Source organism: Bacteroides clarus YIT 12056 (assembly GCF_900129655.1).
Lineage (GTDB): Bacteria > Bacteroidota > Bacteroidia > Bacteroidales > Bacteroidaceae > Bacteroides > Bacteroides clarus.
Window position 1 is genome coordinate 278033 of sequence record NZ_FQWK01000006.1, and the last position, 25265, is coordinate 303297.

At 46.5% G+C, this 25265-nt stretch carries 22 protein-coding genes and 1 pseudogene; 16 read left to right on the forward strand and 7 right to left on the reverse strand.

The window, feature by feature from the left end; genetic code table 11:
• The first annotated feature begins 7 nt into the window (after positions 1–7).
• The 4 genes from BUB52_RS12760 (at position 8) to BUB52_RS12775 (ending at position 3379) form a co-directional block, all read left to right on the forward strand.
• On the forward strand, positions 8–331 hold the full coding sequence (locus BUB52_RS12760) for a hypothetical protein (protein ID WP_009120564.1): 324 nt from the start codon (positions 8–10) through the stop codon (positions 329–331).
• Positions 328–540, forward strand: a complete 213-nt coding sequence (locus BUB52_RS12765; protein ID WP_009120563.1) for a sulfurtransferase TusA family protein — start codon at positions 328–330, stop codon at positions 538–540. Before BUB52_RS12760 ends, BUB52_RS12765 begins: the two co-directional genes overlap by 4 nt.
• A gap of 26 nt (positions 541–566) precedes the next feature.
• Entirely contained in the window at positions 567–2372 is a 1806-nt protein-coding gene (locus tag BUB52_RS12770; protein WP_009120562.1) for a YgiQ family radical SAM protein, read from the forward strand.
• A 374-nt stretch (positions 2373–2746) separates the two neighbouring features.
• The gene (locus BUB52_RS12775; RefSeq protein WP_009120560.1) at positions 2747–3379 is read left to right on the forward strand and encodes an HU family DNA-binding protein; all 633 of its coding nucleotides are present in this window, start codon (positions 2747–2749) and stop codon (positions 3377–3379) included.
• 1 nt (position 3380) lies between these two features.
• Here the strand turns inward: BUB52_RS12775 and mfd are convergent, their stop codons facing one another.
• Complete coding sequence (gene mfd / locus BUB52_RS12780) at positions 3381–6767, reverse strand: transcription-repair coupling factor (RefSeq protein ID WP_039950187.1); 3387 nt, start codon at positions 6765–6767, stop codon at positions 3381–3383.
• A 109-nt stretch (positions 6768–6876) separates the two neighbouring features.
• On the opposite strand from mfd, the gene BUB52_RS12785 reads away from it, so the two are divergent.
• The 12 genes from BUB52_RS12785 (at position 6877) to BUB52_RS12845 (ending at position 18996) form a co-directional block, all read left to right on the forward strand.
• Complete coding sequence (locus tag BUB52_RS12785) at positions 6877–7629, forward strand: polyprenol monophosphomannose synthase (protein ID WP_009120558.1); 753 nt, start codon at positions 6877–6879, stop codon at positions 7627–7629.
• A 4-nt stretch (positions 7630–7633) separates the two neighbouring features.
• Positions 7634–8995, forward strand: a complete 1362-nt coding sequence (locus BUB52_RS12790) for a dihydroorotase (protein ID WP_009120557.1) — start codon at positions 7634–7636, stop codon at positions 8993–8995.
• Between the two features lie 457 nt (positions 8996–9452).
• The gene (locus BUB52_RS12795) at positions 9453–10346 is read left to right on the forward strand and encodes a vitamin B12 dependent-methionine synthase activation domain-containing protein (protein WP_039950185.1); all 894 of its coding nucleotides are present in this window, start codon (positions 9453–9455) and stop codon (positions 10344–10346) included.
• Positions 10347–10415: 69 nt separating this feature from the next.
• Positions 10416–10901, forward strand: a complete 486-nt coding sequence (locus BUB52_RS12800) for an RNA polymerase sigma factor (protein ID WP_009120554.1) — start codon at positions 10416–10418, stop codon at positions 10899–10901.
• 3 nt (positions 10902–10904) lie between these two features.
• Entirely contained in the window at positions 10905–11531 is a 627-nt protein-coding gene (locus tag BUB52_RS12805) for a GtrA domain-containing protein (RefSeq protein ID WP_009120553.1), read from the forward strand.
• Complete coding sequence (locus tag BUB52_RS12810; RefSeq protein WP_009120552.1) at positions 11519–12748, forward strand: metallophosphoesterase; 1230 nt, start codon at positions 11519–11521, stop codon at positions 12746–12748. The genes BUB52_RS12805 and BUB52_RS12810 overlap by 13 nt, the downstream gene beginning before the upstream one ends.
• A gap of 47 nt (positions 12749–12795) precedes the next feature.
• A complete protein-coding gene (locus BUB52_RS12815) occupies positions 12796–13557 on the forward strand; it encodes a lysophospholipid acyltransferase family protein (RefSeq protein ID WP_009120551.1) in 762 nt (253 codons plus the stop codon).
• 859 nt (positions 13558–14416) lie between these two features.
• On the forward strand, positions 14417–14977 hold the full coding sequence (locus BUB52_RS12825; RefSeq protein WP_009120548.1) for a hypothetical protein: 561 nt from the start codon (positions 14417–14419) through the stop codon (positions 14975–14977).
• Between the two features lie 2 nt (positions 14978–14979).
• The gene (locus BUB52_RS12830) at positions 14980–15963 is read left to right on the forward strand and encodes a hypothetical protein (RefSeq protein WP_009120547.1); all 984 of its coding nucleotides are present in this window, start codon (positions 14980–14982) and stop codon (positions 15961–15963) included.
• A gap of 99 nt (positions 15964–16062) precedes the next feature.
• Positions 16063–16341 carry a PqqD family protein gene (locus BUB52_RS12835; RefSeq protein ID WP_009120546.1) on the forward strand — a complete coding sequence of 93 codons (279 nt, stop codon included), beginning with the start codon at positions 16063–16065 and terminating at the stop codon, positions 16339–16341.
• A 266-nt stretch (positions 16342–16607) separates the two neighbouring features.
• Entirely contained in the window at positions 16608–17915 is a 1308-nt protein-coding gene (locus tag BUB52_RS12840) for an AAA family ATPase (protein ID WP_009120545.1), read from the forward strand.
• Positions 17902–18996 carry an RloB family protein gene (locus BUB52_RS12845; RefSeq protein WP_039950184.1) on the forward strand — a complete coding sequence of 365 codons (1095 nt, stop codon included), beginning with the start codon at positions 17902–17904 and terminating at the stop codon, positions 18994–18996. The genes BUB52_RS12840 and BUB52_RS12845 overlap by 14 nt, the downstream gene beginning before the upstream one ends.
• Here BUB52_RS12845 and BUB52_RS12850 read toward each other — a convergent pair.
• The 6 genes and pseudogenes from BUB52_RS12850 to BUB52_RS12875 form a co-directional block, all read right to left on the reverse strand.
• Positions 18951–20655, reverse strand: a pseudogene (locus tag BUB52_RS12850) (ABC transporter ATP-binding protein). The gene BUB52_RS12845 and the pseudogene BUB52_RS12850 sit on opposite strands and share 46 nt — an antisense overlap.
• Positions 20656–20665: 10 nt before the next feature.
• Positions 20666–21106, reverse strand: coding sequence for a S24/S26 family peptidase (locus tag BUB52_RS12855; RefSeq protein ID WP_009120541.1), 441 nt, complete (start codon positions 21104–21106; stop codon positions 20666–20668).
• A gap of 191 nt (positions 21107–21297) precedes the next feature.
• Complete coding sequence (locus BUB52_RS12860) at positions 21298–22422, reverse strand: hypothetical protein (RefSeq protein WP_009120540.1); 1125 nt, start codon at positions 22420–22422, stop codon at positions 21298–21300.
• Complete coding sequence (locus BUB52_RS12865; protein WP_009120539.1) at positions 22397–22882, reverse strand: UpxY family transcription antiterminator; 486 nt, start codon at positions 22880–22882, stop codon at positions 22397–22399. Before BUB52_RS12865 ends, BUB52_RS12860 begins: the two co-directional genes overlap by 26 nt.
• Before the next feature lie 564 nt (positions 22883–23446).
• On the reverse strand, positions 23447–24361 hold the full coding sequence (locus BUB52_RS12870) for a tyrosine-type recombinase/integrase (RefSeq protein ID WP_009120538.1): 915 nt from the start codon (positions 24359–24361) through the stop codon (positions 23447–23449).
• Between the two features lie 70 nt (positions 24362–24431).
• The gene (locus tag BUB52_RS12875; protein WP_009120537.1) at positions 24432–25184 is read right to left on the reverse strand and encodes a DUF4369 domain-containing protein; all 753 of its coding nucleotides are present in this window, start codon (positions 25182–25184) and stop codon (positions 24432–24434) included.
• Positions 25185–25265: the final 81 nt, after the last annotated feature.

Genomic DNA, 25265 nt, shown 5'->3' on the forward strand with positions numbered 1-25265 from the left:
TAACGCCATGTACACTATACAAGCCAATCCCAGCGGAACCCGCAACCTGGAAATATCGGAAGAGAATCTCGCCACCATCGAGAAATACGGCCTCTTCCGTCATCTCATCGACAGCAACGGCATCGTGGACGAAACCGTGCTCGACAAGCTCAAGCTGAATATCCGTTCCCTCATCGCCGCTCAGGAAGAAGACAGTAAAGACCTGCTCGACCTCTGCATCGACGTTATCTATCACAACAACATGAAAGCCTTCGGGCTGCAGCAGCTTATCAAGCTCTACCTGCAATGGCTTTCCCGGCAAGAAACCATAGAAGAGGAAGAAGATAAATGAAAACCATCGACACACGCGGACAGAAGCTTTACAGCCCTCTCATCCCCGCCGTAAAGGCCATGTGCGAAGCCGGGAAAGGCGAGAAACTGGAAATCATTATGGACGACGCAACCGCCTTTAATGACCTCAAGGAGTATCTCGCCGAACAGCAAATCGGCTTCCGTGAGATTTATGACGGAGAGGAAATGCTGGTGCAGTTCTGTAAGTAATTAAAACTTTCCGTATCTTTGCACCCATGAAAGAATACAGACTGACTGATTGGTTGCCTACAACCAAGAAAGAAGTGGAACTTCGCGGGTGGGATGAACTGGACGTTATTTTGTTCAGCGGTGACGCGTATGTAGACCATCCATCGTTCGGGGCAGCCGTCATAGGGCGCATACTCGAAGCGGAAGGACTGCGTGTGGCGATTATTCCCCAACCCAACTGGCGAGACGACTTACGGGATTTTAAGAAACTGGGGCGTCCCCGCCTCTTCTTCGGCGTCAGCGCAGGCTGTATGGACAGTATGGTCAATAAATACACCGCCAACAAACGTCTGCGCAGCGATGATGCCTATACTCCCGACGCACGTCCGGACATGCGCCCCGAATATCCCTCGATTGTCTATACCCAAATCCTTAAAAAACTATATCCCGATGTGCCCGTCATATTGGGCGGTATCGAAGCGAGCATGCGCCGGCTGACGCATTACGACTATTGGCAAGACCGCGTGCGTCCCAGCATTCTTGCGGACAGCGGCGCCGATGCGTTGACGTACGGTATGGGTGAGAAACCCATTGTGGAGCTTGTAAGAAGATTAAAGCGGCAGCAACCTATTCTCGACATCCCCCAACTGGCTTATCTTACTAAAGAAGTGCAGCCGCAGGAAGGGGACATCACCCTTTTCTCGCACGAAGAATGCCTGAAAGACAAGAAGAAACAGGCCGCCAATTTCCGCCATATCGAAGAAGAGAGCAATAAATACGCCGCATCGCGCATCCTGCAGACCGTAGGCAGGCAAACCGTCGTTGTCAATCCGCCTTACCCGCCCCTGACGGAAGCGGAACTCGACCGTTCTTTCGACCTCCCCTATACCCGCCTTCCACATCCCAAATACAAGGGAAAGCGCATACCCGCATACGATATGATTAAGTTCTCCGTCAACATCCATCGCGGATGTTTCGGCGGTTGCGCTTTCTGTACCATCTCGGCGCATCAGGGCAAGTTTATCGTCAGCCGCAGCAAGGAAAGCATCTTGAAGGAAGTAAAGGCCGTAATGGAATTACCGGACTTCAAAGGGTATCTCAGTGATTTGGGCGGCCCCTCCGCCAATATGTACAAGATGCGGGGACGCAATGAAGCCGTATGCAAGAAATGCAAACGCCCGTCGTGCATCCACCCCAAAGTGTGCCCTAACCTGAACACAGACCACAGCCCGCTACTCGATATTTATCATGCGGTAGACAGTCTGCCGGGCATCAAAAAGTCATTCATAGGCAGCGGTGTGCGCTACGACTTGCTGCTGCACCAAAGCAAAGACCCCAAAACCAACAAAAGCACGCAGGAATATACCCGCGAACTCATAGCCCGTCATGTAAGCGGCCGCCTTAAAGTCGCGCCGGAACACACCTCGGAACGCGTGCTCGACATCATGCGCAAACCGCCGTTCAGCCAGTTCGGAGAGTTCAAAAAGATATTCGACCGAATCAATCGTGAAGAAGGCCTGCGGCAGCAGCTCATCCCCTACTTCATCTCCAGCCACCCAGGCTGCAAGGAAGAGGACATGGCGGAACTTGCCGTCATTACCAAGCGTCTGGACTTTCATCTGGAGCAGGTACAGGACTTTACTCCCACCCCCATGACCGTCGCCACCGAAGCGTGGTACACAGGTTTCCACCCCTATACCCTGGAACCCGTGTTCAGCGCCAAAACACAACGCGAGAAACTGGCGCAGCGTCAGTTCTTCTTCTGGTACAAACCCGAAGAACGGAGAAATATCATCAATGAACTGCGGCGGATAGGACGGAAGGACTTGATTGACAAACTGTACGGGAAATAGGAAGATACGGACAAGTAAAGTACTCCGTCCCAATCTTCCCAACAACCGCTGTCAAACAGCGAATTGCCAACCATTCATAAAGAAGCACTCACACTCCCCGTATCAAGTACTCACTTCTTAGGAGAAAGGCTTGCTCATATAGGAAATAAGCCGTATCTTTACGCTCAAGATGAACATCTTTAGGTTAAAGACCGCCATCTCCAGCCTAAAGATACATATCTTTAAACTGAAGATACAGTTTAAAGCATAGGTTAAGTCTCCCCGGTAAGCAAGTCCGCCTACTTTCGTCCCTACCCCATGCCACTTCTTCCTTAGCCCCATGCAGGACGGACATCCATCACCGAATTATCAACCCGTAAACAACAAAAAACATCATGGCAGAATATCAAATGCAGACCTCTAATCTTCCCAACGAAGACGGTGAAAAAATACTCTTCCCCCGTATCAAGATTTGGGGACAGGTAGATTTGGACTACCTTGCCCAACGCATCAACTACGCCAGTACCTTTACTCCCGGCGACATCATCGGACTGGTAAAATCACTCACCCAGGCCATAGCCCGTGAAATGGGCGAAGGACACTCGGTGAAAGTGGACGGACTGGGTGTATTCACTCCCTCGTTAGGGTTGCGCGAAGGTTTTGAACGGGAAAGCGCCGAACAGGGCGGACAAAAACGCAACGTAAGAAGTATCTGTGTAGATAACATCAACTTCCGTGCAGACAAGGATTTCATCTACGAGACAGGACGAAGTTGCATACTGGACCGCTCTAAATGGAAGTTCCGGCACTCCTCCTCACGCTACACCGCCGGACAACGGCTGAAACTGGCGCAAGACTATTTAGAGTCGCATCCGTTGCTGAAAGTAGGTGACTACTGCGAACTGACAGGACTACTGCGCAACGCCGCCGCACAAGAGCTGAAACAGTGGAGCGAAATGCCCGAAAGCGGAATCGGCCATACGGGCAGAGGGTCACACAAAATATATATCAAAGCAACAACAGACTGACCTATTCTTCCACCTGCATCGCCACAATCTCCTGTAACGCCGCCACAGCCTCTTCCACGGTAGTGACGTCTTTCACTACCATGCTCCGCTTGTTATTCTGCTCCCGCAGGTCGCAACGGCGAGTATATTTCATCATGTAGGCAATGACTTTGCCGAAAGCCTGACTCTGATAGTAAGGGCTGTCCGGATTGGAAACAAAGAACAGCGTCATGCGGCCGCCTTTGAGGAACACCTTTTCCGTTCCCAGACGTGCCGCAAGACGGCGCAGGGGAACGATACGGAGCAATTCTTCCGTCTCGGGGGGGATAGGTCCGAAACGGTCTTCGAGACGGGCGCGGAAAGCATCCACGTCCTTGTCCAGCGTCAGGCCGTCCAGTTCGCGATAGAGCAACATACGCTCGCTGCTGCCGGTGACGTAGGTGGCGGGCAGCAACAGCTCAAGGTCGCTCTCCACCTGGCATTCGTCTACAAATTGCTCACCGCTGATAGTACCGTCGCCTTTCAGCTCGTCGGCATAGAGGTCGGCAAACTCATCGGTCTTCAGCTCGTGCACGGCTTCGGACAATATCTTCTGATAGGTTTCGTAACCCAGGTCAGCAATGAAGCCGCTTTGCTCTGCGCCGAGCATATTACCCGCGCCGCGAATGTCGAGGTCCTGCATGGCGATGTGGATGCCGCTGCCTAAGTCGGAGAAGTTCTCGATAGCCTGCAAGCGGCGTTTGGCTTCCGGCGTAAGCGAGGACAAGGGGGGAGCCAGCAAATAGCAGAAAGCCTTTTTATTGCTGCGCCCCACACGGCCGCGCATCTGGTGCAGGTCGCTCAAGCCGAAATTCTGCGCCTGGTTGATGATGATGGTATTGGCGTTCGGTATGTCGATACCGCTCTCAATGATGGTAGTGGCGAGCAATACGTCATAATCATAGTTGACAAAGTCGAGAATAATCTTTTCCAGTTCGGCGGGTTCCATTTGCCCGTGACCGATGCAGACACGGCAATCGGGAATGTTGCGCTCTATCATCGCTTTCAGTTCGGAGAGATTGGAGATACGGTTGTTTACAAAGAACACCTGCCCGTTGCGGCTCATTTCGAAATTGATGGCATCGGTGATGATATCGTCGCTGAAAGTATGCACTTCCGTCTGAATGGGATAACGGTTGGGCGGCGGTGTCTGGATGACGCTCAAGTCGCGCGCGCCCATCAGGGAGAACTGCAAGGTACGGGGAATGGGCGTGGCGGTCATGGTCAGGGTGTCCACGTTCACTTTCAGTTGGCGGAGCTTCTCCTTGACGGAGACACCGAATTTCTGTTCTTCGTCGATAATCAGCAAGCCGAGGTCTTTGAACTTAACGTCTTTACCCAAAATGCGGTGGGTACCGATAAGGATATTCACCTCACCGTCCGCAAGACCCTTGACAACGGCCTTGGCCTGTGCTGCCGTCCGGGCGCGGCTCAGATATTCCACACGGCAGGGCAGGCCTTTCAGGCGCTCCTTGAAAGTCTGGAAATGCTGATAGGCAAGAACGGTGGTGGGAACGAGGACGGCCACCTGCTTGTTGTCCGCCACCGCCTTGAAAGCGGCACGCACGGCAACCTCGGTCTTGCCGAAGCCTACGTCGCCGCATACCAGCCGGTCCATGGGGCGGGCGCTTTCCATATCCGCCTTTACGTCGGCGGTCGCCTTGCTTTGGTCGGGGGTATCCTCGTAAATGAAAGACGCTTCCAGCTCCCGTTGCAGGAAACTGTCGGGGCTGTATTGAAAACCTTTCTCCTCGCGCCGTTGCGAATAGAGCTTTATCAGGTCGCGGGCTATATCCTTAATCTTGGTCTTGGTACGGTCTTTCAGTTTCTCCCATGCGCCGGTACCCAGCTTGTTGAGACGGGGAGCTTCGCCTTCTTTGCCTTTGTACTTGGAAACCTTATGCAAAGAATGGATGGAGACAAAGACCACATCGTCATTCTGATAGACCAGACGCATCACTTCCTGCGTCGTATCTCCGTTGGGAATACGCACCAATCCCGTAAAACGTCCCACGCCGTGGTCGGTATGCACCACGTAATCTCCGGGAGTAAACTGATTCAACTCTTTCAGGCTCAAAGCCACCTTGCCGCTGCGGGCTTTATCGCTTTTCAGGTTGTATTTGTGAAAACGGTCGAACAACTGGTGGTCGGTAAAGATGCAGAGACGCAGAGTATCGTCGGCAAAGCCCTCGTGCAAGGTACGCTCAACGGGGGTAAAGGAGATGTTATCTCCCCGGTCTTCAAAGATAGCGCGGATACGGTCGGTTTGTTTCAGGCTGTCACTGCATATATAGAGGGTATAGTTGCGCGCCAGGTAGTCCTGGAAGCTTTCCGCCACCAGGTCGAAATTCTTATGGAAGATAGGTTGCGCTGCGGTACTGAATGATACTGTCGCGTCCGGTGTTCCGGTAGGCTTCGTTCCGAATTCCATGCGGCGGAAATCGAGGGCGCGCAAGGTAAACTCTCCCCCGTCAATCAACTTTCCTTCCAGAGATATCGCACCGTTTTCCTCGGCTTCGCGGGCGGCAATGGCCGCGGCGGTCAGCGATTCGTCGTGAACGGCCTGAATACGCTCGCGCAGCCAGAGGAAATCACGCATCGCCAGCAAGGTGTCCGGCCGGAGAAAGTCCAGGAAAGATACCATGCCGCCATTGCCGCCCTGCTCCAGGCTACGGCTCAAATCGGGGACAATGACGATATCCTCTTTCTTCTCTTTGGAAAGCTGGCTCTCCACCTCAAACGTACGGATGCTCTCCACCTCATCTCCGAAGAAATCGATACGGAAAGGACATTCGGAAGAAAAGGAAAAGACATCGATGATACTGCCGCGCACGGCATATTGCCCCGGCTCGTACACATAATCCACGTACTCGAAGCCGTAGCTGCGCAGCACTTCCGTCACGAAGTCCATATCCACCTTTTCGCCCGTATGGAGTTTCAAGGTTTTATCTCCCAGCTCCTTACGGGAAACGACTTTTTCCGCCAGCGCATCCGGGCTGGTAACCACGCAAAGCCCTTCCTCGCCTTTCTGCAGGCGGCTCAGCACTTCCGTGCGGAGAATCTCGTTGGCGGCATCTTTCTGTCCGTACTTTATGGCGCGGCGGAAGGAAGAGGGGAAGAACAACACCCGTTCGGCTCCCAAAATCTGTGTCAGGTCGTGATAGAAATACCCGGCTTCTTCCAAATCGCCGAGAATAAAGACAAACGGACATTCAGCCCGCTGTACCAGCACGGACGAAAACAGCGAAGCGGCAGAAGCGCACAGGCCGCTGCAGTAGAGGTGACGGACGGAATTGTTCTTTAGCAGCCTGCACATGCCTTCTACATTGGGATGGGCGGCGTATAATTGTTGCAGTTCGGTAATAATCATTGTTACGGTGAATTTCCGTTGCAAAAATACATAAATAATCCTTAGTTTTATCTGTAAGTAATAGAAAAGCACTACATTTGCTCCCATTAATAAGCCCCATATATTTTCAATGAATATGCAGACATCAGACAGTATTGTCATCATCCCTACCTACAACGAACGGGAAAACATCGAGAATATCATCCGTGCCGTTTTTGCCCTGGAGCACGGATTCCACATACTTATTATCGAAGACGGTTCGCCCGACGGTACTGCCGCTATCGTAAAAGACTTGCAACGGGAGTTTTCCGACTGCCTGTTTATGGTGGAGCGTAAGGGAAAGCTGGGACTGGGTACGGCCTACATAGCCGGATTCAAATGGGCGTTGCAACGCGACTATGAATATATATTCGAAATGGATGCCGACTTCAGCCATAACCCCAAAGACCTGCCCCGCCTCTACCAAGCCTGCGCCGAAGAAGGGGCGGATGTGGCTATCGGCTCGCGCTACGTCAGCGGCGTGAATGTGGTGAACTGGCCTATGGGACGTGTGCTCATGTCTTATTTCGCTTCCAAATATGTACGTATCATTACGGGGCTCCCCATTCACGATACTACCGCCGGCTTTGTGTGCTACCGCCGCAGGGTATTGCAGACCATCAATCTGGACGGCATCCGCTTTAAAGGCTATGCTTTCCAAATAGAGATGAAGTTCACCGCCTACAAGTGCGGAGCGGATGTGAAGGAAGTACCGGTTATCTTCATCAACCGGGAACTGGGAACGTCCAAGATGAACAGCAGCATTTTCGGAGAAGCCGTGTTCGGAGTAATCCGGCTGAAATGGGACAGTTGGTTTCATAAATATCCAAACTTGAAAAACTAAAGATATGAAAAGAACGCTGATACACAATGCGACGATTGTCAACGAAGGACAGTCTATCCAAGGTTCGGTAGTGATAGAAAACGGACGCATCGCCGAAGTTCTTACCAACTGGAAACCGCTCTCCGCCCCTTGTGAAGAAGTAATCGATGCAACAGGCTGCTACCTGCTGCCCGGCATCATCGACGACCACGTGCATTTTCGCGACCCGGGCCTTACCCACAAAGCGGATATCCTGACGGAAAGCCGTGCGGCTGCCGCCGGCGGGGTGACTTCCATTATGGATATGCCCAACACCAATCCGCTGACCGTAACGCTGGATGCCCTGAATGCCAAGTTCGACCTGCTGAATGAGAAATGTATCGTCAACCACTCCTGCTATTTCGGCGCAACCAACGATAACTATACGGAATTTGACAAGCTGGACAAGCATCGCGTTTGCGGCATCAAGCTGTTTATGGGTTCCAGTACCGGTAATATGCTGGTGGACAAAATGAACAGCCTGCTGAAAATATTCAATGGTACGGATATGCTGATTGCCGCTCATTGCGAAGACCAGGAAACGATAAAAGCCAATATCGAGAAATACAGGCAAAAATACAAAGGAGCGGATGACATTCCTGTCAACGCCCATCCCGGTATCCGTTCCGTTCCGGCCTGTTACGCATCTTCCGAGCTGGCCGTCCGTCTGGCGAGAATTGCCGGAGCGCGCCTGCATATTCTGCACGTATCCACGGCCAAAGAGCTGCAACTGTTTAGTGACGAGCCTCTGGAAGACAAGAATATCACATCCGAAGCATGCGTGGCGCATTTGCTCTTTACACTGGCGCACTATAACAGTCTGGGCGCACGCGTAAAATGTAACCCCGCCGTCAAACGGAAAACAGACCGGGAAGCTCTGCGGGCTGCCGTCAACTCAGGGCTGATTGACGTTATCGCCACCGACCACGCTCCTCATCTGTTGAGCGAGAAAGAAGGCGGAGCGCTGAAAGCGATGTCAGGTATGCCTATGATACAATTCTCTCTTGTCAGCATGTTAGGGCTGGTGGATGAAGGTGTTTTCTCACTGGAAACGGTTGTACAGAAAATGTGTCATGCGCCTGCCCGAATATACGGTATTTGCCAACGCGGATATATCCGTGAAGGCTATCAGGCGGACTTAGTGCTGGTACGCCCCGACTCTCCCTGGGAAGTTACCGCCGACAAGATTCTGAGCAAATGCGGCTGGAGCCCTTTAGAGGGACATACGTTCAACTGGAAAGTAGAAAAAACGTTTGCCAACGGACACCTTATTTATAACGGCGATATGGTAGACGATTCTTATCGCGGTGAAGAGCTGAGATTCGATTATCCGTCGGCGGAAGCGTAATACATAACCGATTCAGAGAATAAATAAATGTTGAAATATTGAAATTGAATTTATATCAGTAACGATGAGCGTATATCAGTAACGATGGGTATATATAGGTAACAATAATGTAGCGTAACCTAAGGCTGAAAGCCTTTTTATCTTATAGCCCGGGGTAGCACCCCGGGAGCGTGAATATGAATAACATTGCGCCCTGTAAGGGCAATATATTTGCAGATTAATCTTTTGCCCTTTCAGGGCGCAGAATGTCGGGAACATTTATTCCCGGGGTGTTACCCCGGGCTATAAGATAAAAAGGCTTTCAGCCTTAGGTTACGCTACATTATTGTTACCTATATATACCCATCGTTACTGATATACACTCATTGTTACCGATACAAATTAAATCTAAACACTTACTTATTTACTTAACTTATTATATATACATTATCAACACTTATTATACATACATTATCCATTGTCAACCATCAATTATAAAATCCATGAAGTAAGTCCCTACATCAACTGGATTTATTTCTTCCATGCCTGGGGCTTTCAACCCAGGTTTGCGGCAATAGCCGATATTCACGGTTGCGATTCCTGCCGTGCCATGTGGCTTGCGGCTTTTCCCCAAGAAGAGCGTGCCAAAGCCGCCGAAGCCATGCAACTGTTTAAGGAAGCCAACAGAGTACTCAACCGATTGGATGAGGAAATTACGGTGCAATGCATTTACAGGTTGTGCAGCGCCAATGCGGAAGGGGACAATCTCCTTATCGAGGATACGGTGTTCCCCCTGCTCCGTCAGCAGACCCCTCACCCGGACGGAAGTCCGTTTCTCTGCCTGAGCGATTTCATACGGCCTCTCTCGTCCGGGGTGGCAGACACGATAGGCCTTTTCGCATCTTCCGTCAGTGCGGAAAGTGAAAACTACTACAAAGACGACCCTTACAAACATCTCCTCGTACAGACCCTGACAGACCGGCTTGCCGAAGCCGCGACAGAAAAGATGCACGAACATGTGCGTAAGGTGGTCTGGGGATATGCTCCCGAAGAATCACTTTCCATTCCGGACTTGCTGGCTGAGAAATATCAAGGTATCCGTCCGGCGGTAGGCTATCCTTCCCTACCCGACCAATCCGTAAACTTCATATTGGATGAACTGCTGGATATGAAACAGATAGGTATCACGCTCACCGAAAACGGGGCCATGTATCCGCATGCTTCTGTATGCGGTCTTATGTTTTCACATCCCCGGTCACACTATTTCGCCGTAGGCAAGATTGGTGAAGACCAACTGGAAGATTATGCCCGCCGACGCGGTAAGCCGATTGATGAAATGCGAAAGTTTCTTGCAGCCAACCTGAAGAGTTAAGAACCGGGAGTGTGATTTTCCGGTTTCCGTTACGACAAACAAATAAAAAGCGATTCGAGAAACAATACAATGGAAAATATAGAACAAGAGTTTATGTCCGTCATACGGGAATACGAGCGCGTCATCTATAAGGTGTGTTACCTGTACACCACTCCGAACGCGACTCTTAGCGACCTGTACCAGGAAGTAGTACTCAACATCTGGAAAGCTTTTCCTAAATTCAGAAGGGAATGTAAAGTCTCGACGTGGATTTACCGTATCGCCTTGAATACCTGTATCAGCTTCATACGGAAAGAAAAGAACATTCCGGAGATTGTAACCCTCACACAGGAAGCCGACCGCAGCGAAGAAGACGACGAGACGCAAGCCATGTTACGGCAACTCTACCGGATGATAAACCGGCTGGGACAACTGGAAAAGTCTATCATCCTGCTTTATCTGGAAGAGAAGAGTTATGAGGAGATTTCCGAAATCACCGGACTGACCGTAACCAATGTGGCTACCAAACTCAACCGTATTAAAGACAAACTGAAAAAGATGAACAAGGAGGAATAACATATGGAACTGGACGAACTGAAAAAATCATGGAATGCATTGGATGCACAGTTGCAAAAGGAACCTATCGCCGATGAAAAACAAATAAAGGAACTGCTTGCGAGCTATAAAACAAATACCCGGCGCAGCCTGAGGCGGCTCGTTATCCTGCAACGCTTCTCGCTTGGAGTAGGTGCGGTGGGGCTGGCCGTCATCCTGCTGATATGGCTTTTGCTACCTACTTTCGGCTTCAATGAGCACTTGCAAAACAAGACTGCCATATTTCTGGCTTTCATCACCGTCACCATCCTCGGCGGTATGTGGTGGGACCGGAAAACTTACCTTTGGAACAGGAATACCCGGGTGGATGAGATGTCGGTAGCCGAAGTAAGCCGGCGCATGGCCACGTTCCGTTACTGGACCCGCTACGAAGTGTGGGCAGTGGCTGTCTGGACCGTCATCTTCACCGCACTGTTCTACTGGGTAATGGATTACTACACGATGCCTCTCATAGCGCAGGCCGCCATGCTGGGATTCTGCGTCATCTGGGATGTAATTCTTATTTATTTCATCTATAAAAAGGTTGTTTATAAGCACCTCGACAGTATTAAAAAGAATATAGAAGAACTCGAAGATATATGCACCGAATAACTCTTATACTCATTTTATTCCTGCTTCTGCCGGATATGTACATCTACCTGGTGTACATCGTAAAGAAAACGCGTAATATAGTCTGGCGCAGTACGTATTGGCTTCCCACCGCTATGTTGGTGGCCATATACATGTATTATATCTATATGACAGGGGATAATGCCCTTTCACATCATCCGCAAGGCATCGGCAGGCTGGCAGTGGCCGTGATGCTGTTTGCCGTTCCGAAAACGGTGTTCATGCTTTGCTCGCTACTGGGTATACTGATGCGGGGAATCAGCCGGCTTCTGTCGCTCGTCATTTTCCGCACGCCGTTCAGAAGCCCTCGCTCTCCTTTTGTTGCACACCGGCTTCCTTACACACTGCTCGGATTGATATTGGGGGTAATCAGTTTTGCCAATATTCTTTACGGAGCCATTGCGGGTATCACACGCTTTGAGGTAAAGGATGTCGAGTATCGCTCGGCCAACATACCCAAAGGCTTTGACGGTTATCGCATCCTTCAGCTGTCGGATATACATATAGGCAGCTGGCTGGGGAATCCGGAAGCTGTCCGGCATTTGGTAAAGCTGGTGAATGAGCAGAAAGCAGACCTTATTGTCTTTACCGGTGATTTGGTTAATCAGCAAAGCCACGAGCTGGACGGTTTCAAGGAGATACTTTCCCGGCTACATGCTCCCGACGGAGTATATTCTATTCTCGGCAATCATGATTACGGGACTTACTACCGTTGGCGTAACCGAAAAGAGGAAGCGGCCAATTTGGAGTATTTAATAGAACAGCAAAAAGAGATGGGCTGGAAAATGCTGAATAACGAACATGACATTTTATGTCATAAGGGCGACAGCATAGCATTAATAGGTGTCGAGAACGACGGGGAGCCGCCTTTCTCACAATTCGCCGATTTGCCCAAAGCCATGCAGGGCACGGAAGGCATGTTCCGTATCCTGCTCAGCCACAACCCTACGCACTGGCGACGCGAAGTCCTGCCGGGCTCGGATATAGAGTTAACCCTTTCCGGACATACGCACGCCATGCAGATGGAAATGTTCGGACATTCGTTAGCTTCTCTCATCTACCCGGAATGGGCAGGCATGTACTACGAAGGCAAACGAGCCCTGTATGTCAATGTCGGCATAGGATATGTGGGACTACCTTTCCGCTTCGGTGCATGGCCCGAAATCACCGTTATAAAATTAGTTAGCGAGAATGAGTGACAAAATCTAAAAAAGGTCTATCTTTGTGGCAATAAAATCCAAAACCTATGAAGATACTCTATAATATTTATCAGATTTGCTTTGCACTGCCTATATTATTGGTGCTGACTATTCTTACCGCACTGGTCACAATTGTCGGTTCCTTATTGGGTGGCGCTCATTTCTGGGGATATTATCCGGGTAAAATATGGTCACAACTGATTTGCTATCTCCTGCTTATTCCGGTAAAAATAAATGGACGGGAGAAGCTCCATAAACGTACTTCTTACGTATTTGTCCCCAACCATCAGGGTTCTTTCGATATTTTCCTGATTTATGGCTTTCTGGGAAGAAACTTTAAATGGATGATGAAGAAGAGCCTGCGTAAGATTCCATTCGTGGGCAAGGCTTGCGAAAGCGCCGGGCATATTTTTGTAGACCGTTCCAGCCCCCGGAAAGTGCTGGCTACCATGCGTCAGGCAGAGGCTTCCTTAAAGAACGGAGTGTCATTAGTGGTATTCCCCGAAGGTGCACGCACATTCACCGGACATATGGGGTACTTCAAGCGAGGAGCTTTCCAATTGGCAGACGAACTGCAACTGGCGGTAGTGCCTGTGACGATTGACGGTTCGTTCGAGATACTTCCCCGTACCGGCAAGTGGATACACCGTCACCGCATGATACTGACGATTCATGAACCGATTGCTCCCAAAGGACAAGGGGCGGAGAATATCAAAGCGACTATGGCGGAAGCTTATACAGCGGTAGAAAGTGCATTGCCAGAACAGTATAGGGGAATGGTGAAGAATGAAGACCAGGACAAATTATGAGCAATAATTCATCCATATATACCCTCAACAGTAATTATATTCCTTATTCCAAATGCTTTGGTCCGGACATTATCCCTTGCAAAGGGAGCTGCATGTATCCTAAGAGAAAAAGGGCTGTGGCAAAATTCAAACAGTAATTTACACCCAGCGATGAAAATTTATCTACCGAATTAAAAGAAAGAGAGAAAAAATTATTACCGACACAAAAAGACAACATTACTGATTTCATCAAATACAATTCAAGACGATATATCAATAACTTAGATAAATGGCTGTAACCAAAGTTTCACAACGAGAGATTGTTGTAGTTTTTTATAAAACATCGGAAGGTGAAACTAAAGAGCGAGGTTGAATTCAGTGATGAAAAATAAAGAGTATACATATAACTTTCCACTTTTTTTCTTCTCAAAGACGTTCTTTTCTATACCCTTTTCTAAGCTAAACAGAGTATAAACCCATTTCACTGCTATTTTCTAATACCAGCAGACATTTCATAAGGACTATTTGTCACTTCATCATGACTATTTATTCAGTCAGTCTTCTTCTATAACCGTACTTTTGTGCGCAAAAGGAAAAAGAAAGTTTAAAAATAACAAGACAACAATTTATGATATGATGAGAAGAGAAAAACAAAGGTATGAGAAGCCTGCAATAAAATTCGTAGAAATAGACTTGAATAGTTGTATCGCAGTCCAAGCGTCAACCTATTCAGGTAGTAACAGCAGTATACTGTGGGGTGAAAACAGTTATCAGGAGAAAGACGTTACAGCTGGAAGTACAGATTTAAGCAAAACATGGGATACGGATTGGAACAGGCGTGATCGCTAATAATTAACAACAAAACGAAATAATTATTCAAATGGAAAAATTCAAATGGATGTACTTACTTGTTTTAGTAAGTGGATTAATATTAGGAGGATGCTCCTCTGAAAACGACATTATCGACAATATAGATGGAGAACCCGATATTGACAATACAGATAAAAGACCTGATTTTGATTTCTCCAAACTGACATGGACAAAAAGAACCATATCTTCTCAAATCGAAGCTGGCAACAATACAGATATTAGTACAAGAAGCGCTGAAGATATCGGTTTTGGTGGAAATCCTTCGAGTGTGCTTCCGGATGATCTAAACTATTATATTAATGTATATAATGAAGGAGTAGAAAATTATATAGAAGATGATTTTCTTGAACTCACATATGAAAACAATGAGATTATTTACTATACGACTACTGCTACCAACAATGGAAAGCAGTATGTACTAATCAACAATATTCCAAATGTAACAGAAAATGCGGACTACCTTTACTTTGAAATTGGGAATAATATAAATAGTGTTCCTAACAATAGAACATTTTTCTTTACGACTTATAATTTAGCTGATAAAAAAATGAAACAGACTACCCTAAAATAAAATTGCCGAAAGCCCTAGATGTTGACGGAGAGGATTTATATTATAATGGGAATGGCTATGTAGAATATGGTGATGAATTATTTGCTACAGAAGGACTTTTTTTTATTAAGAACAGTGAAAACAGCGATAAAATAGACCTCTATTATTTAAATACAAATAATAGACCAGTACTTGCTGACGAATATAAAATAAAAATGAGGCGATTGACGGGAGTGATTACGATATATACAATAGTAATAGACTGTTATGAGGGTAATATGCCTATAAGTATTACAGGAGTAGATGGTGGAACAACTATTGCTAGTGCTATTTCCCTTACAAATGATGCCTTGGCAGAAGCTTTTACTAAACTAAAAGCAACCCCTGAAGATTTTTTCTCCTCTGAAGAACTCGCAGCTAACAATAACGCTTTAAGAGACTTTATCTCAAACAAATTCGATCAAGGATATGGTGTAGACGACTACTTTATTCGTAAAAAAGTCATTGAGAATTTTCCTGTTGAATATGACTTCCTTGCCGCAACGGTAGACTACCAAGCAACAGGTCCTCTCTATTTATGCAATCTGAAATTTCCTGCTTGGATGAATGAAAAATCAGTTTTTCATTGTTCGGACGCTACAGATCGAGAGTTTTATGGTGTAAGCAGTTCTTGTGATAATTATCCGTTCCTTCCTATTGGTCGCTCTTTGACTCTTGACCATACTAACTCATTAATCATATTCATGGGAATGTCAAAGCCAAACACGGAAGGCGTTACATACGCTCCGCCTTCACACTTATTACAAATTAAGATTGCGATAAAAGATGAGGGGATAACGCTTCAGCCCAATATCAACTATAACATGTATGTTGTGTTCACAATCAAAGACATGGTTCAGATGTTGGTAAAAGCGCAGATGAACGATGCAGTCGGCACTCCTCAGACCCGTTCAGCCTTAGAGGAACCTGTCTTAGAGTTGCCCTCAAACAGACTAATTTTCAAATAATCCAAATAATATTCAAAAGGCTGCATCCGTCAACAGCGGTTTGCAGCCTTTTGAACATTTATTTTATTCCCAAACAACAGACGTAGACTATCCCACATTATGAAAGCCACCCTGAAACCCGACTTTATACTACACAGCATCGCCAACGAAAAAGTACTCATCGGTGCAGGCCAGCAGATTGACTTCTCCAAAATGCTAATGCTCAATGATACCGCTGCATGGATTATCGCAGAGCTCCAAAAACAACCCGCCACACCGGAAGAACTCACTCTGAGATTAACAGAAATATACGATGTCAGCCAAGAAAAAGCGCAAAACGACATAGAAGAACTGCTCCGTCATTTAGAAGAACAAGGGATAGTAATCATTGAAGAATAAAGCAAGAACACAATCGCTGAAACAGCGTTCTTCCAAAGGTCTACTTTAGCCTCGCAAAGTAGACCTTTACAAGCATAAACCCCTACCTTACAAACAGAACATACAATAATTTACAGTAAAATAGTTCAGTCAGGAAAGAGCTTTTTTGTTCGTAACAGAAAATAAGCTTCCCAGAGACAGAATCATTGCCCCTACATAATTCTACTGGAAAGACGACATTTTTCCAACCATTTCATTATCTTTGCAATATTCTAAGATAAAGTGCAATGATAATAGATTTCAAGATAAAGAACTTCAGGTCATACAAAGACGAAACCGAGTTTTCATTCGAGGCATTGGACATGGATTTCCGAAGTGAAAACACCACGGCTATCGAACTGGAGAACGGAGAAACAATTCGTTTGTTGAAGACAGCCGCAGTGTTCGGTGCCAACGCTTCCGGAAAAAGCAACCTTATTTGGGCATTGTACAGTTTGTCCCACATGGTGGCAGGTTCTTTGAAGTACGATGTCAACACCCCTATACCCTATACCCCCTACGTTCTTAACTCAAAAACAAGAAATCAACCTACGGAATTTACTATCAACTTCATTGTAGATAGAAAACAGTACCGATATGCAATAAAGTTCGATAAAGTTATCCATCAAGAAACTTTATCGACAATGAAATGCAATAAAGCCGAAAATATATTCAATGTCGAGGTAAACGAAGAAACACTACAAAGGCACGTATCAATCGGAACAAGTTGGGAAAGCACTTTATTGGATATTTCAAACGCCCAACTGCTGCCTAACCAATTGTTATTGTCCATGTTGGGAACAAGACAGGCAAACGGACTGCAAAACGTATATTCATTTCTCGCCACATTGCAGGCGCAGCCGGTAGGAGATGCCATCGACCTGAAGTTCAACAGTTTCGACGTTGCAGAACGGATATTGAAAAGCAGCGATTCAAAGCTATTCCAAAGGCTACGCCGATTGATACATATTGCCGATATGGGGATTGAAGACATTACAATGCAAAAACATAGTGATACCGAGTTCAAATTCCCGGATTCGGTTTCAGACGATGTCAGACAAACATTTATCAAACAAAACAAGTGGGAATTTGGAATGGTACATAAAGTAGTGAACGATGAAGAGGCACTCAATGTCACGCTCCCGATGCAGTTTGAATCTACCGGAACAAAAAACTTCTTCGGCATAGGTGCCCGGGTACTTGACATCCTGGAAACGGGAGGTTTACTTGCTTATGACGAGATAAATATTGCCATTCATCCTGCCTTGTTCAAATTGATAGTATCGTTGTTCAACAATAATAAATCCAATCCTCATAACGCCCAGTTGCTATTTACCACCCACGATGCCTCCATTGCGGGAGACGGGATGTTGTGCGCCGACCAAATATGGTTTGCCGAAAAAGAAGACGGAGTTTCCCAGCTTTATTCTGCACAAGATTTCGATGACATAAGCATCAACATTCCGTTTGACAAATGGTACAAGTCCGGCAGATTTGGAGCTTTACCAAAATTCGGTAACATAGACTACATATTTGGAGATAATGGCACGCTGTAAACGAACAACACACAAAAACAACATCGTCATACTATGCGAAGGCTCGGACACGGAAGTAAAATATTTTTGCGACCTGAAAAGTTATGTTGAAGAACTGCATCCCGACAGCTTCTCCGATATTAAAATACTTCCGATAGCCGATGAGATTATCAGGGAAAAGAAAGGAAGTAGACGCAAGAAGACATTACGGCAACCCATTCCAAGTCTGCATTCAGATAAACACTACTGGTGCAAATGGGAGCATACAGATGAAGAATATGAACTGTATAAAGCACAACCTACCCGATATGTACGTGAAACCCAACTGTATATGGAAGAAGACGGTTATGTAGAAGGTTGGGCTGTATTCGATAAGGATACATTTACCGACCACCAAACAGCCTTTAAGCTGGCTGAAGAGATTGAAGGGCTTCACATTGCATTCTCGTCGCATTGTTTCGAGGAATGGCTACTTTTACATTTTGAGAGGAATCCGCATCTTTTCAGCGCCTCCGTCTGCAAAAATAATGATAAAGACCGGGGATGCGGAACAAATGTACCTGGGGACTGCCACGGTACAGTATGCTTGGGTGGATATATACGCGAGAAAAGATATATACCCGATTATGCCAAAAGCCAAGAATCCATATTCACTACATATACCCTGCCACATATTCCTCTCTGTTATCTGAATGCGGCATGGACCAGAACATTATCCGACAATCCCCCATACGAATGTAATCCGTATACAAACATAGACATGTTGGTGAAACGGCTATCAGGTGATACCCGTATATTCCACTGGTATCACACAAACGAAAATATAGCATTATGCGGAACCACCATTCGTGTATCAATAGCCAATCGTACCGTCACTATCGAAAATACAGGAAACAGGGCATTGATTCTGAAAGCCGATACCTGCATGTTGTGCAATGAATATGCTGAAGTAACAAGAAGGCTATCCTTAGATATTTTGGAACCAAAAAGCAATAAAGAAATACAACTTGCGGAAAACGAATATTTTCTGCATTTAAGAGCAGGAAACGATTGGAGTTATATTCTTACTACCCCATCGCACTCCTCTGCCACCGCCGGGTGATGCGTAATAAAGACAAACGTCTTCCCCCCCCCAATCCCGGCGTAAATTCCCTAACAGCAATCGCTCCGTTTCCGAATCGAGTGCAGAGGTCGCTTCATCCAATAGCAGAATATGGCCCGGACGAAGCAGTGCACGGGCAATGGCAATACGCTGTGCCTGTCCCTCACTGAGTCCGCCGCCTTGTTCGGTCAGCAGAGTATCTATCCCATCCGGAAGTGAGAACACAAAATCGGCCACTGCCGTACGTAAAGCATGGTTCATGTCTTCTTCCGTAGCTTCAGGATTGCCCATCAAGAGGTTTTCACGAATAGTACCGCTAAACAGAGTATTCCCCTGGGGTACATAAGTAAAATTGCAGCGCGTGGACGGAGAAACAAGGCAAGCCTCTTCCTGCAACGACTGCGGTTGCGCATACGAACACGATTGCAACTGCGAATGCGTACGAAGCACAATGCTCCCCTCTTCCGGCAGTGCAAGAGCAAGCAACATACGCACCAAGGTCGTTTTCCCTCTGCCGGTTTCCCCCATTACAGCCGTACAGCTACCCGCCGGAAACTTACAGGAAAAATGGCTGAATACAGGTGCCTCACCTTCCACATAGCGAAACGTTATATTATCGATTTCCACATCGGGAGTTTCAGCAAAGCGCATACTTTCCTCACCGCTTTCTTCCGGCAACCGTTCCAGCTCTTCCAATCGGTCTATGGCTGTAAATACCTGTGCAAAGGAAGGTATCAGCCGGGACAGGTCCAGCACAGGACGCTGTACTTTCCCCACCAGCTGAAGAAAAGCGGCCATTGTACCGAAAGTTATAGCCCCCGTACTGAGACTGACACTACCCCACAGAAAAGCGGTGAGATACCCTCCGGAAAAGGCCAGCGATACAAAAGAACGTGCGGCAAGCGAAAAGCGTGTACGCCCCAGAACCTGATTGCGTAGCATATCTTGCCACTCGTCCAGCTTACTGACGCAGTTACCACTCTGCTCCAATGTCTTGATAACCGTCCTATGTTGCAAACTCTCCTGAATAACAGCCTGTATCAGGCTGTCACTTCTGCGAATTTTATGCGTATAGCGATGAATACGTTTCATATAATAACGGCTACCCAGCAGAAACAACGGAAAGACGGCTACCACAATCCACGGCAGAAACGGGTCTAAATAACAAAAGAATAAAAAGGCCGCCAGTAACTGCACTCCGGTCACCACCAGTGATGGAAAAGACCCGGTAAGCAATCCCACCGCCGATGAAACATCCTGCTCCACACGATTCACAATATCTCCGGTATGGAACCGTTCCAGCTCATTCCAGCGGCTATGCAGCAGGCGGGTAAAAAGACGGTGTCTCAGCGTATTTCCCAGCTCAATCTGCATACGTATGCCCACCCAACTGTCAACAATATTACAAAGCAACTGCAATACAAGCAAAGCGACCAGTAACAGAGCCGCCCCCGGCAAACTGCCCGTAACCGTCCCCGTAGCAATATCTATCACATATTTAGACACCCCGATAAAGGCCAGGGAAAACAATACGGACAATACTCCCAGCACACAGCTCACCAAAACCGTCCAACGCTGTCCGGCAGAAACTCTCCACAAATAGCAGATTTTATCTTTCAGATTCTTCCCTGTAAGAGCAGGTATCAAGTCGTCTTTCATCACTCAATATTTATAATCGTCTATACAATGCCAGCAAATACCGGCGACAAGGCGCCAGCCTCACCCAACAATAAGAATACATGCGCCACAGCACACCTCCGGCGGCATATCTTTTGCCTTTCCGCATCACGGCAATCACCTTTCCTGCAACTTGTGCAGGAGTAGTTTCCTCGGTTTGTCGCAGGTTGCCATCACCTTGCAATATAAGTTTCTCATCCCTGCGGGCTATAATACGATGCAACACAAACCGCCCTTCCATGTCCTTTGCCAATACGGTAACTCCGGTTTGCAGCTCCTCAGGAACAAAACCACCCAAAGTAACACAGTCACGACCATCCGCCAAAAAAGGATTCATACTGTTTCCCCGCACAGGAATAGTCACCGAATGTCCTTGCTCAATCAGCCGTGCCACCTCCGGCAATATCACTTCATTATCAAAAACCTTTTTCATCCTCTGTACACATTCAGTCCTAAAAAAAGAGTATCCGTTGAAAAAAGAAGGCCGCCTCATTAAATCCTGAGGCGGCCCGCAAACAAACAAAACAAACAAGAAAGTCTTTTATGACTTTCCGTTCAGGCATTCCCGCTTCGCTAAGCAGGAATGCGAACTCGTCTCACGACGACATAGGACGTTATGTCTATTTATTTGTCAACCACATAGTGTATTTTAACTTTCACACAGCGATTCAATTTTGCATTCAGTCCCTGTGTACTCTTATCATTCACGGTGGCAATAGGATCGGTCAGTGTGTTGAGAGAGAAATTGCTTCCCAGCACTTTCTTGAACCGCTCATTTTCCTTCAGCCATTTGATAACCGAATAAGCACGGTTGTGAGCCAATGTCTTATTACGTTCCAAACCAACATTGGCAGCATCCTTACCCGTGTAGTTATCCTGGCTGGTAGCCAATCCCTCAGCCTGTACGTGCAGTATTCTTCCCTCTTCAAAAATTCTCTTCAGAGCGCTCACGGCTGCGGAGTCGGCAAACTGTCCGGTATAACCTTCGTTACCCTCGATAGCTGCATATATATCGGCAAAGCTGAACAGTTCGGCATCAGTATCCGGTTTCATGTTTTCTTTCACCAATCCGAGGCCGGCATGCGCATTCAAGCCATAAGAAGTGCTCTCTTTATAATTGTCTCCGCTCATCAGGCTTTGATTCTTGGTAGCATTATCCACACGATAGTACCAAGCCTTGTTCCCGCTGTATACAGGAGCATAGTAATATCCGTTTTTCTCCTTAAAGGCATTCATGCTTTCGGCGTCCATATCCAGTGAAATAGGTGAGGAAGATATTTCATAACCGCGTGAAACACCTGCCATACCGGACGACTCACCGGCTTCATCCGTTGCCACATCCGTAGTACGCAATGTCGACAGCGAAGCGCCTGATGCCAAACGTGCAGCTACCGCATCATTGTCCTCAAACTTCTTCTGAGTGAAAATACCCGATGCCAAGTAATCGATGGAGTTCACCGCAGCATCAAACACTACCGGAGCATCATCCCGTCCTGAATAATTGTTCGGGAAGAACACATAAAATACCATTGACTTATATTCAGGACAATCGCTGATAATCTGATTGATGACGGGACGGGTAATATACACCGGTTTCGCACAAGGCGCACATCTCTCCCAACCGCGTTTCTTGAAGTAATAAGTCATACCGATACGGATACCCGTATTACTGTCGAACCACTTGCTACCTTCGGCAACAGCCTTATTGGTCACACCATCAAAATTAGTCTGAAACAGGGTAGTATACAATTTCAGGTCTAAAGACAGATTTTACAAACACTCCTTCTACACCGTCAAACGGACCGCCCAACACACGAACCCGCGTACCTTTGGCCAAATTAATTTCTTCCGGAGTTAGATAAATTAAACGTTCATTATGCAGTCGGGATACGGAAATAAACTGCTGCATTCGTATATCCGGCACAATTATAGGAGAGTTTTTACCGGCATCCGGCATCGTGATGTATTGCAGAAACGGAACAGTTCTTTTGGTTTCCCTGATAATCCGCCGGGTGGTACGAACGAATATCAAATTGTGAACGGCGGGCACCAGTTCTTTCCTTTTCTTGTTATTCTTCTCAAATACTTTATAGCACATGGGAACAAAGTTTTCTATAGCCTGTTTATCCAACAGCCGCTTTGCCTCCAGCTCCTTGCAAAAAGGAGCGCGCATAGCAAACCACACTATATTTTCTTCATCATTATTCATGTAAAGTATTTATCAAAACAAGAAAAGCGGATATACTCTTGGCTCCTCAATACCGAACTAATATTCTATATATCAATTGATTATGAGATAAATTTATTCAATACACCCGTTATACCATTTCTATACAAGAAATAGCACATGTCAATAATTTGCTAATAATCAACCTTATACAAAACGTGTGGATGCATTTTGTACTATTAATAAATGATAATTCCGCATGCTTTGTACACCGAAGTCACAGAATAAGACATAGATTGGCTAAGCAATTATAACCCTCTTCCCGAAAATCACAAAACAGGAGCGTTTTACTTAACGTTTTCAGCTCGCCTCTGCCAGCTAAATCTCTATTAATCAATAATAAGCAGCCCTATAAATTTTGTCCAAAAATCACTTACAACAAATTATCAAGCAATCTTGTTTGTTAATGTATCAAAAAATACATTTCAATTACTCTCATCTTTATCAGAAAAGGTTTACTTTTGCCGATAAATCCGTAACGTCTCTTGTATAGAAACGATATAGATTTATACATTATATCGAACAATACAATGTATGGCCGCAAGTCTATACCAAAGCTGATAATATGCTTTGATTAGCCTGATCGATAACGGAACTTTCCAAACTGGCTAAATAGATTTGTGTTGTTTTCTCCGTAGTATGTCCCATTCCTGCACTGATAACCGAAATCGGCACATTATGATTGCGTGCCGCCGTAGCCCATGAATGGCGCGCGGTGTAGGAAGACAGCGATATATCGAGGTCAAGAATCTTGGAAATCCTCTTCAACAGCTTATTGTAATACCCCAGCGCCGTCTGATACTGGGAAAACGCTATCACCGGATCTTCCGAGGAAATGATGGGAAGAAGGTATTGCGAACGCTTCGTTTGTCCGGCATACCGGCTGATGATTTTCTGGATAAGAGGCTCGACACGGATGACAAGTTGCTGCCCGGTCTTTTTACGGGTATAGCAGATATAGCCGTCGTGTATATTCTTTTTACACAGGAACGCCATATCGACAAATGCCATTCCCCGTGTACAATAACTGAAAAGAAACAAGTCGCGGGCCAAGGCCAATGGAGATAATGCCGGTAAACTCAACTTACACAAGTCCAGTATGTGCTGTTCGTCTATCGCCCGTTTACGGGTTTTATCCACTCCCGTATATACATTTTGAAAAGGGAAAGTCTGCTTGACCAGCCGCTTTGTAACCGCCTTATTATATACGGAACGCAAAACCCTCATATAAAATGAAGAGCTGTTACGTAAAACGCCTCTCGACCGGAGCCAGCTTTCATACCGGATAACCAGCGGCTCATCGAGCAGCCTGAAAGGAATATCCCTGCCTTCCAGAAACAGGGAAAAGCTACTGAGGGTGCGACGGTAATTCCTTGCCGTACCCAATTTATTGCTCGATTCGAGCAGTGTAATCTGTTCTTTAAAAAACGAAAGAACATTCGCACTTTTTATTCTTGCCATACTTCTACTTAATTTGTTAGTTACATAAATGTAACAAATCTCTCGAATATCGGCAAGATGAGTGAAAGTACTAATGTTGCATGGCTGTGGTTTCCGAACTCTGCTGCAAGCGCTTATGTTCTTCCAGCAGCTGCATGTTTTGTTTGGCTTTGGAAAGGAAATCTTTTACAAAAGCGTTTTCCTTAAAAATCAGGGGAGCGGTTCTCATTATATCTTCAATCTGGGGTGTCATTATAGGATACGGCAGTGTACTGCACATCATCATAAACACTCCCGGACCAAGCACATTCTCATAATTTTCAATGATGAAGTCTTTCACATAATCATTCATCTCTTTGGCTAATGTTTCTTCCTCCTTAGCCAATTGTTCGTGTACATCTTCCAAGTTGGCGCCATCCAACACCATACGCGCTTCTTTTCGCTCCAGTTCTCCCATTTCAACTTCCATTGCATTACGCTTCTCTATAAACTCATACAACGCGTTGTTCAACAAGGTTCCCTTAGCCGACAGCTGTGAATTGGAAATGATTATCTCAATCCTGCCATCTTCCAGAATCAAAGGCATAATACCCTCGTCATCCATATACAGCGTCACCATCATTACCGAATCTACGGGGCCTTTCATCGAAAATAGTCCATGAACCACCTCGGACGAGTCAATTGTTACCCACTGCCCGTTTTGCAGTGTTTTAAGAAATAACATTTTACCATCGAGACTGGTTACCGAAGAATTTCCTTCAATCTTATATTTGCGACTACAAGAAGAGAAAGACACAAGTAACAACAAAAAAGGCAAGATATAGTTTACATTCATTCTAATCATGCAGGAAACGATTTATGAATTACACGCGGCAAAGGTATTAATATTCCTTATAAACCGGATAGAAAGAAAGGAATTTTCATT

Bases quoted from the DNA above. Each gene is read 5' to 3' on its own strand.
- mfd (WP_039950187.1), bottom strand. From the start codon at position 6,767: ATGATTATTACCGAACTGCAACAATTATACGCCGCCCATCCCAATGTA.
- BUB52_RS12770 (WP_009120562.1), top strand. From the start codon at position 567: ATGAAAGAATACAGACTGACTGATTGGTTGCCTACAACCAAGAAAGAA.
- BUB52_RS12875 (WP_009120537.1), bottom strand. From the start codon at position 25,184: ATGATTAGAATGAATGTAAACTATATCTTGCCTTTTTTGTTGTTACTT.
- BUB52_RS12785 (WP_009120558.1), top strand. From the start codon at position 6,877: ATGAATATGCAGACATCAGACAGTATTGTCATCATCCCTACCTACAAC.
- BUB52_RS12775 (WP_009120560.1), top strand. From the start codon at position 2,747: ATGGCAGAATATCAAATGCAGACCTCTAATCTTCCCAACGAAGACGGT.
- BUB52_RS12805 (WP_009120553.1), top strand. From the start codon at position 10,905: ATGGAACTGGACGAACTGAAAAAATCATGGAATGCATTGGATGCACAG.
- BUB52_RS12810 (WP_009120552.1), top strand. From the start codon at position 11,519: ATGCACCGAATAACTCTTATACTCATTTTATTCCTGCTTCTGCCGGAT.
- BUB52_RS12825 (WP_009120548.1), top strand. From the start codon at position 14,417: ATGGAAAAATTCAAATGGATGTACTTACTTGTTTTAGTAAGTGGATTA.
- BUB52_RS12815 (WP_009120551.1), top strand. From the start codon at position 12,796: ATGAAGATACTCTATAATATTTATCAGATTTGCTTTGCACTGCCTATA.
- BUB52_RS12855 (WP_009120541.1), bottom strand. From the start codon at position 21,106: ATGAAAAAGGTTTTTGATAATGAAGTGATATTGCCGGAGGTGGCACGG.
- BUB52_RS12835 (WP_009120546.1), top strand. From the start codon at position 16,063: ATGAAAGCCACCCTGAAACCCGACTTTATACTACACAGCATCGCCAAC.
- BUB52_RS12800 (WP_009120554.1), top strand. From the start codon at position 10,416: ATGGAAAATATAGAACAAGAGTTTATGTCCGTCATACGGGAATACGAG.
- BUB52_RS12865 (WP_009120539.1), bottom strand. From the start codon at position 22,882: ATGAATAATGATGAAGAAAATATAGTGTGGTTTGCTATGCGCGCTCCT.
- BUB52_RS12760 (WP_009120564.1), top strand. From the start codon at position 8: ATGTACACTATACAAGCCAATCCCAGCGGAACCCGCAACCTGGAAATA.
- BUB52_RS12840 (WP_009120545.1), top strand. From the start codon at position 16,608: ATGATAATAGATTTCAAGATAAAGAACTTCAGGTCATACAAAGACGAA.
- BUB52_RS12845 (WP_039950184.1), top strand. From the start codon at position 17,902: ATGGCACGCTGTAAACGAACAACACACAAAAACAACATCGTCATACTA.
- BUB52_RS12790 (WP_009120557.1), top strand. From the start codon at position 7,634: ATGAAAAGAACGCTGATACACAATGCGACGATTGTCAACGAAGGACAG.
- BUB52_RS12870 (WP_009120538.1), bottom strand. From the start codon at position 24,361: ATGGCAAGAATAAAAAGTGCGAATGTTCTTTCGTTTTTTAAAGAACAG.
- BUB52_RS12765 (WP_009120563.1), top strand. From the start codon at position 328: ATGAAAACCATCGACACACGCGGACAGAAGCTTTACAGCCCTCTCATC.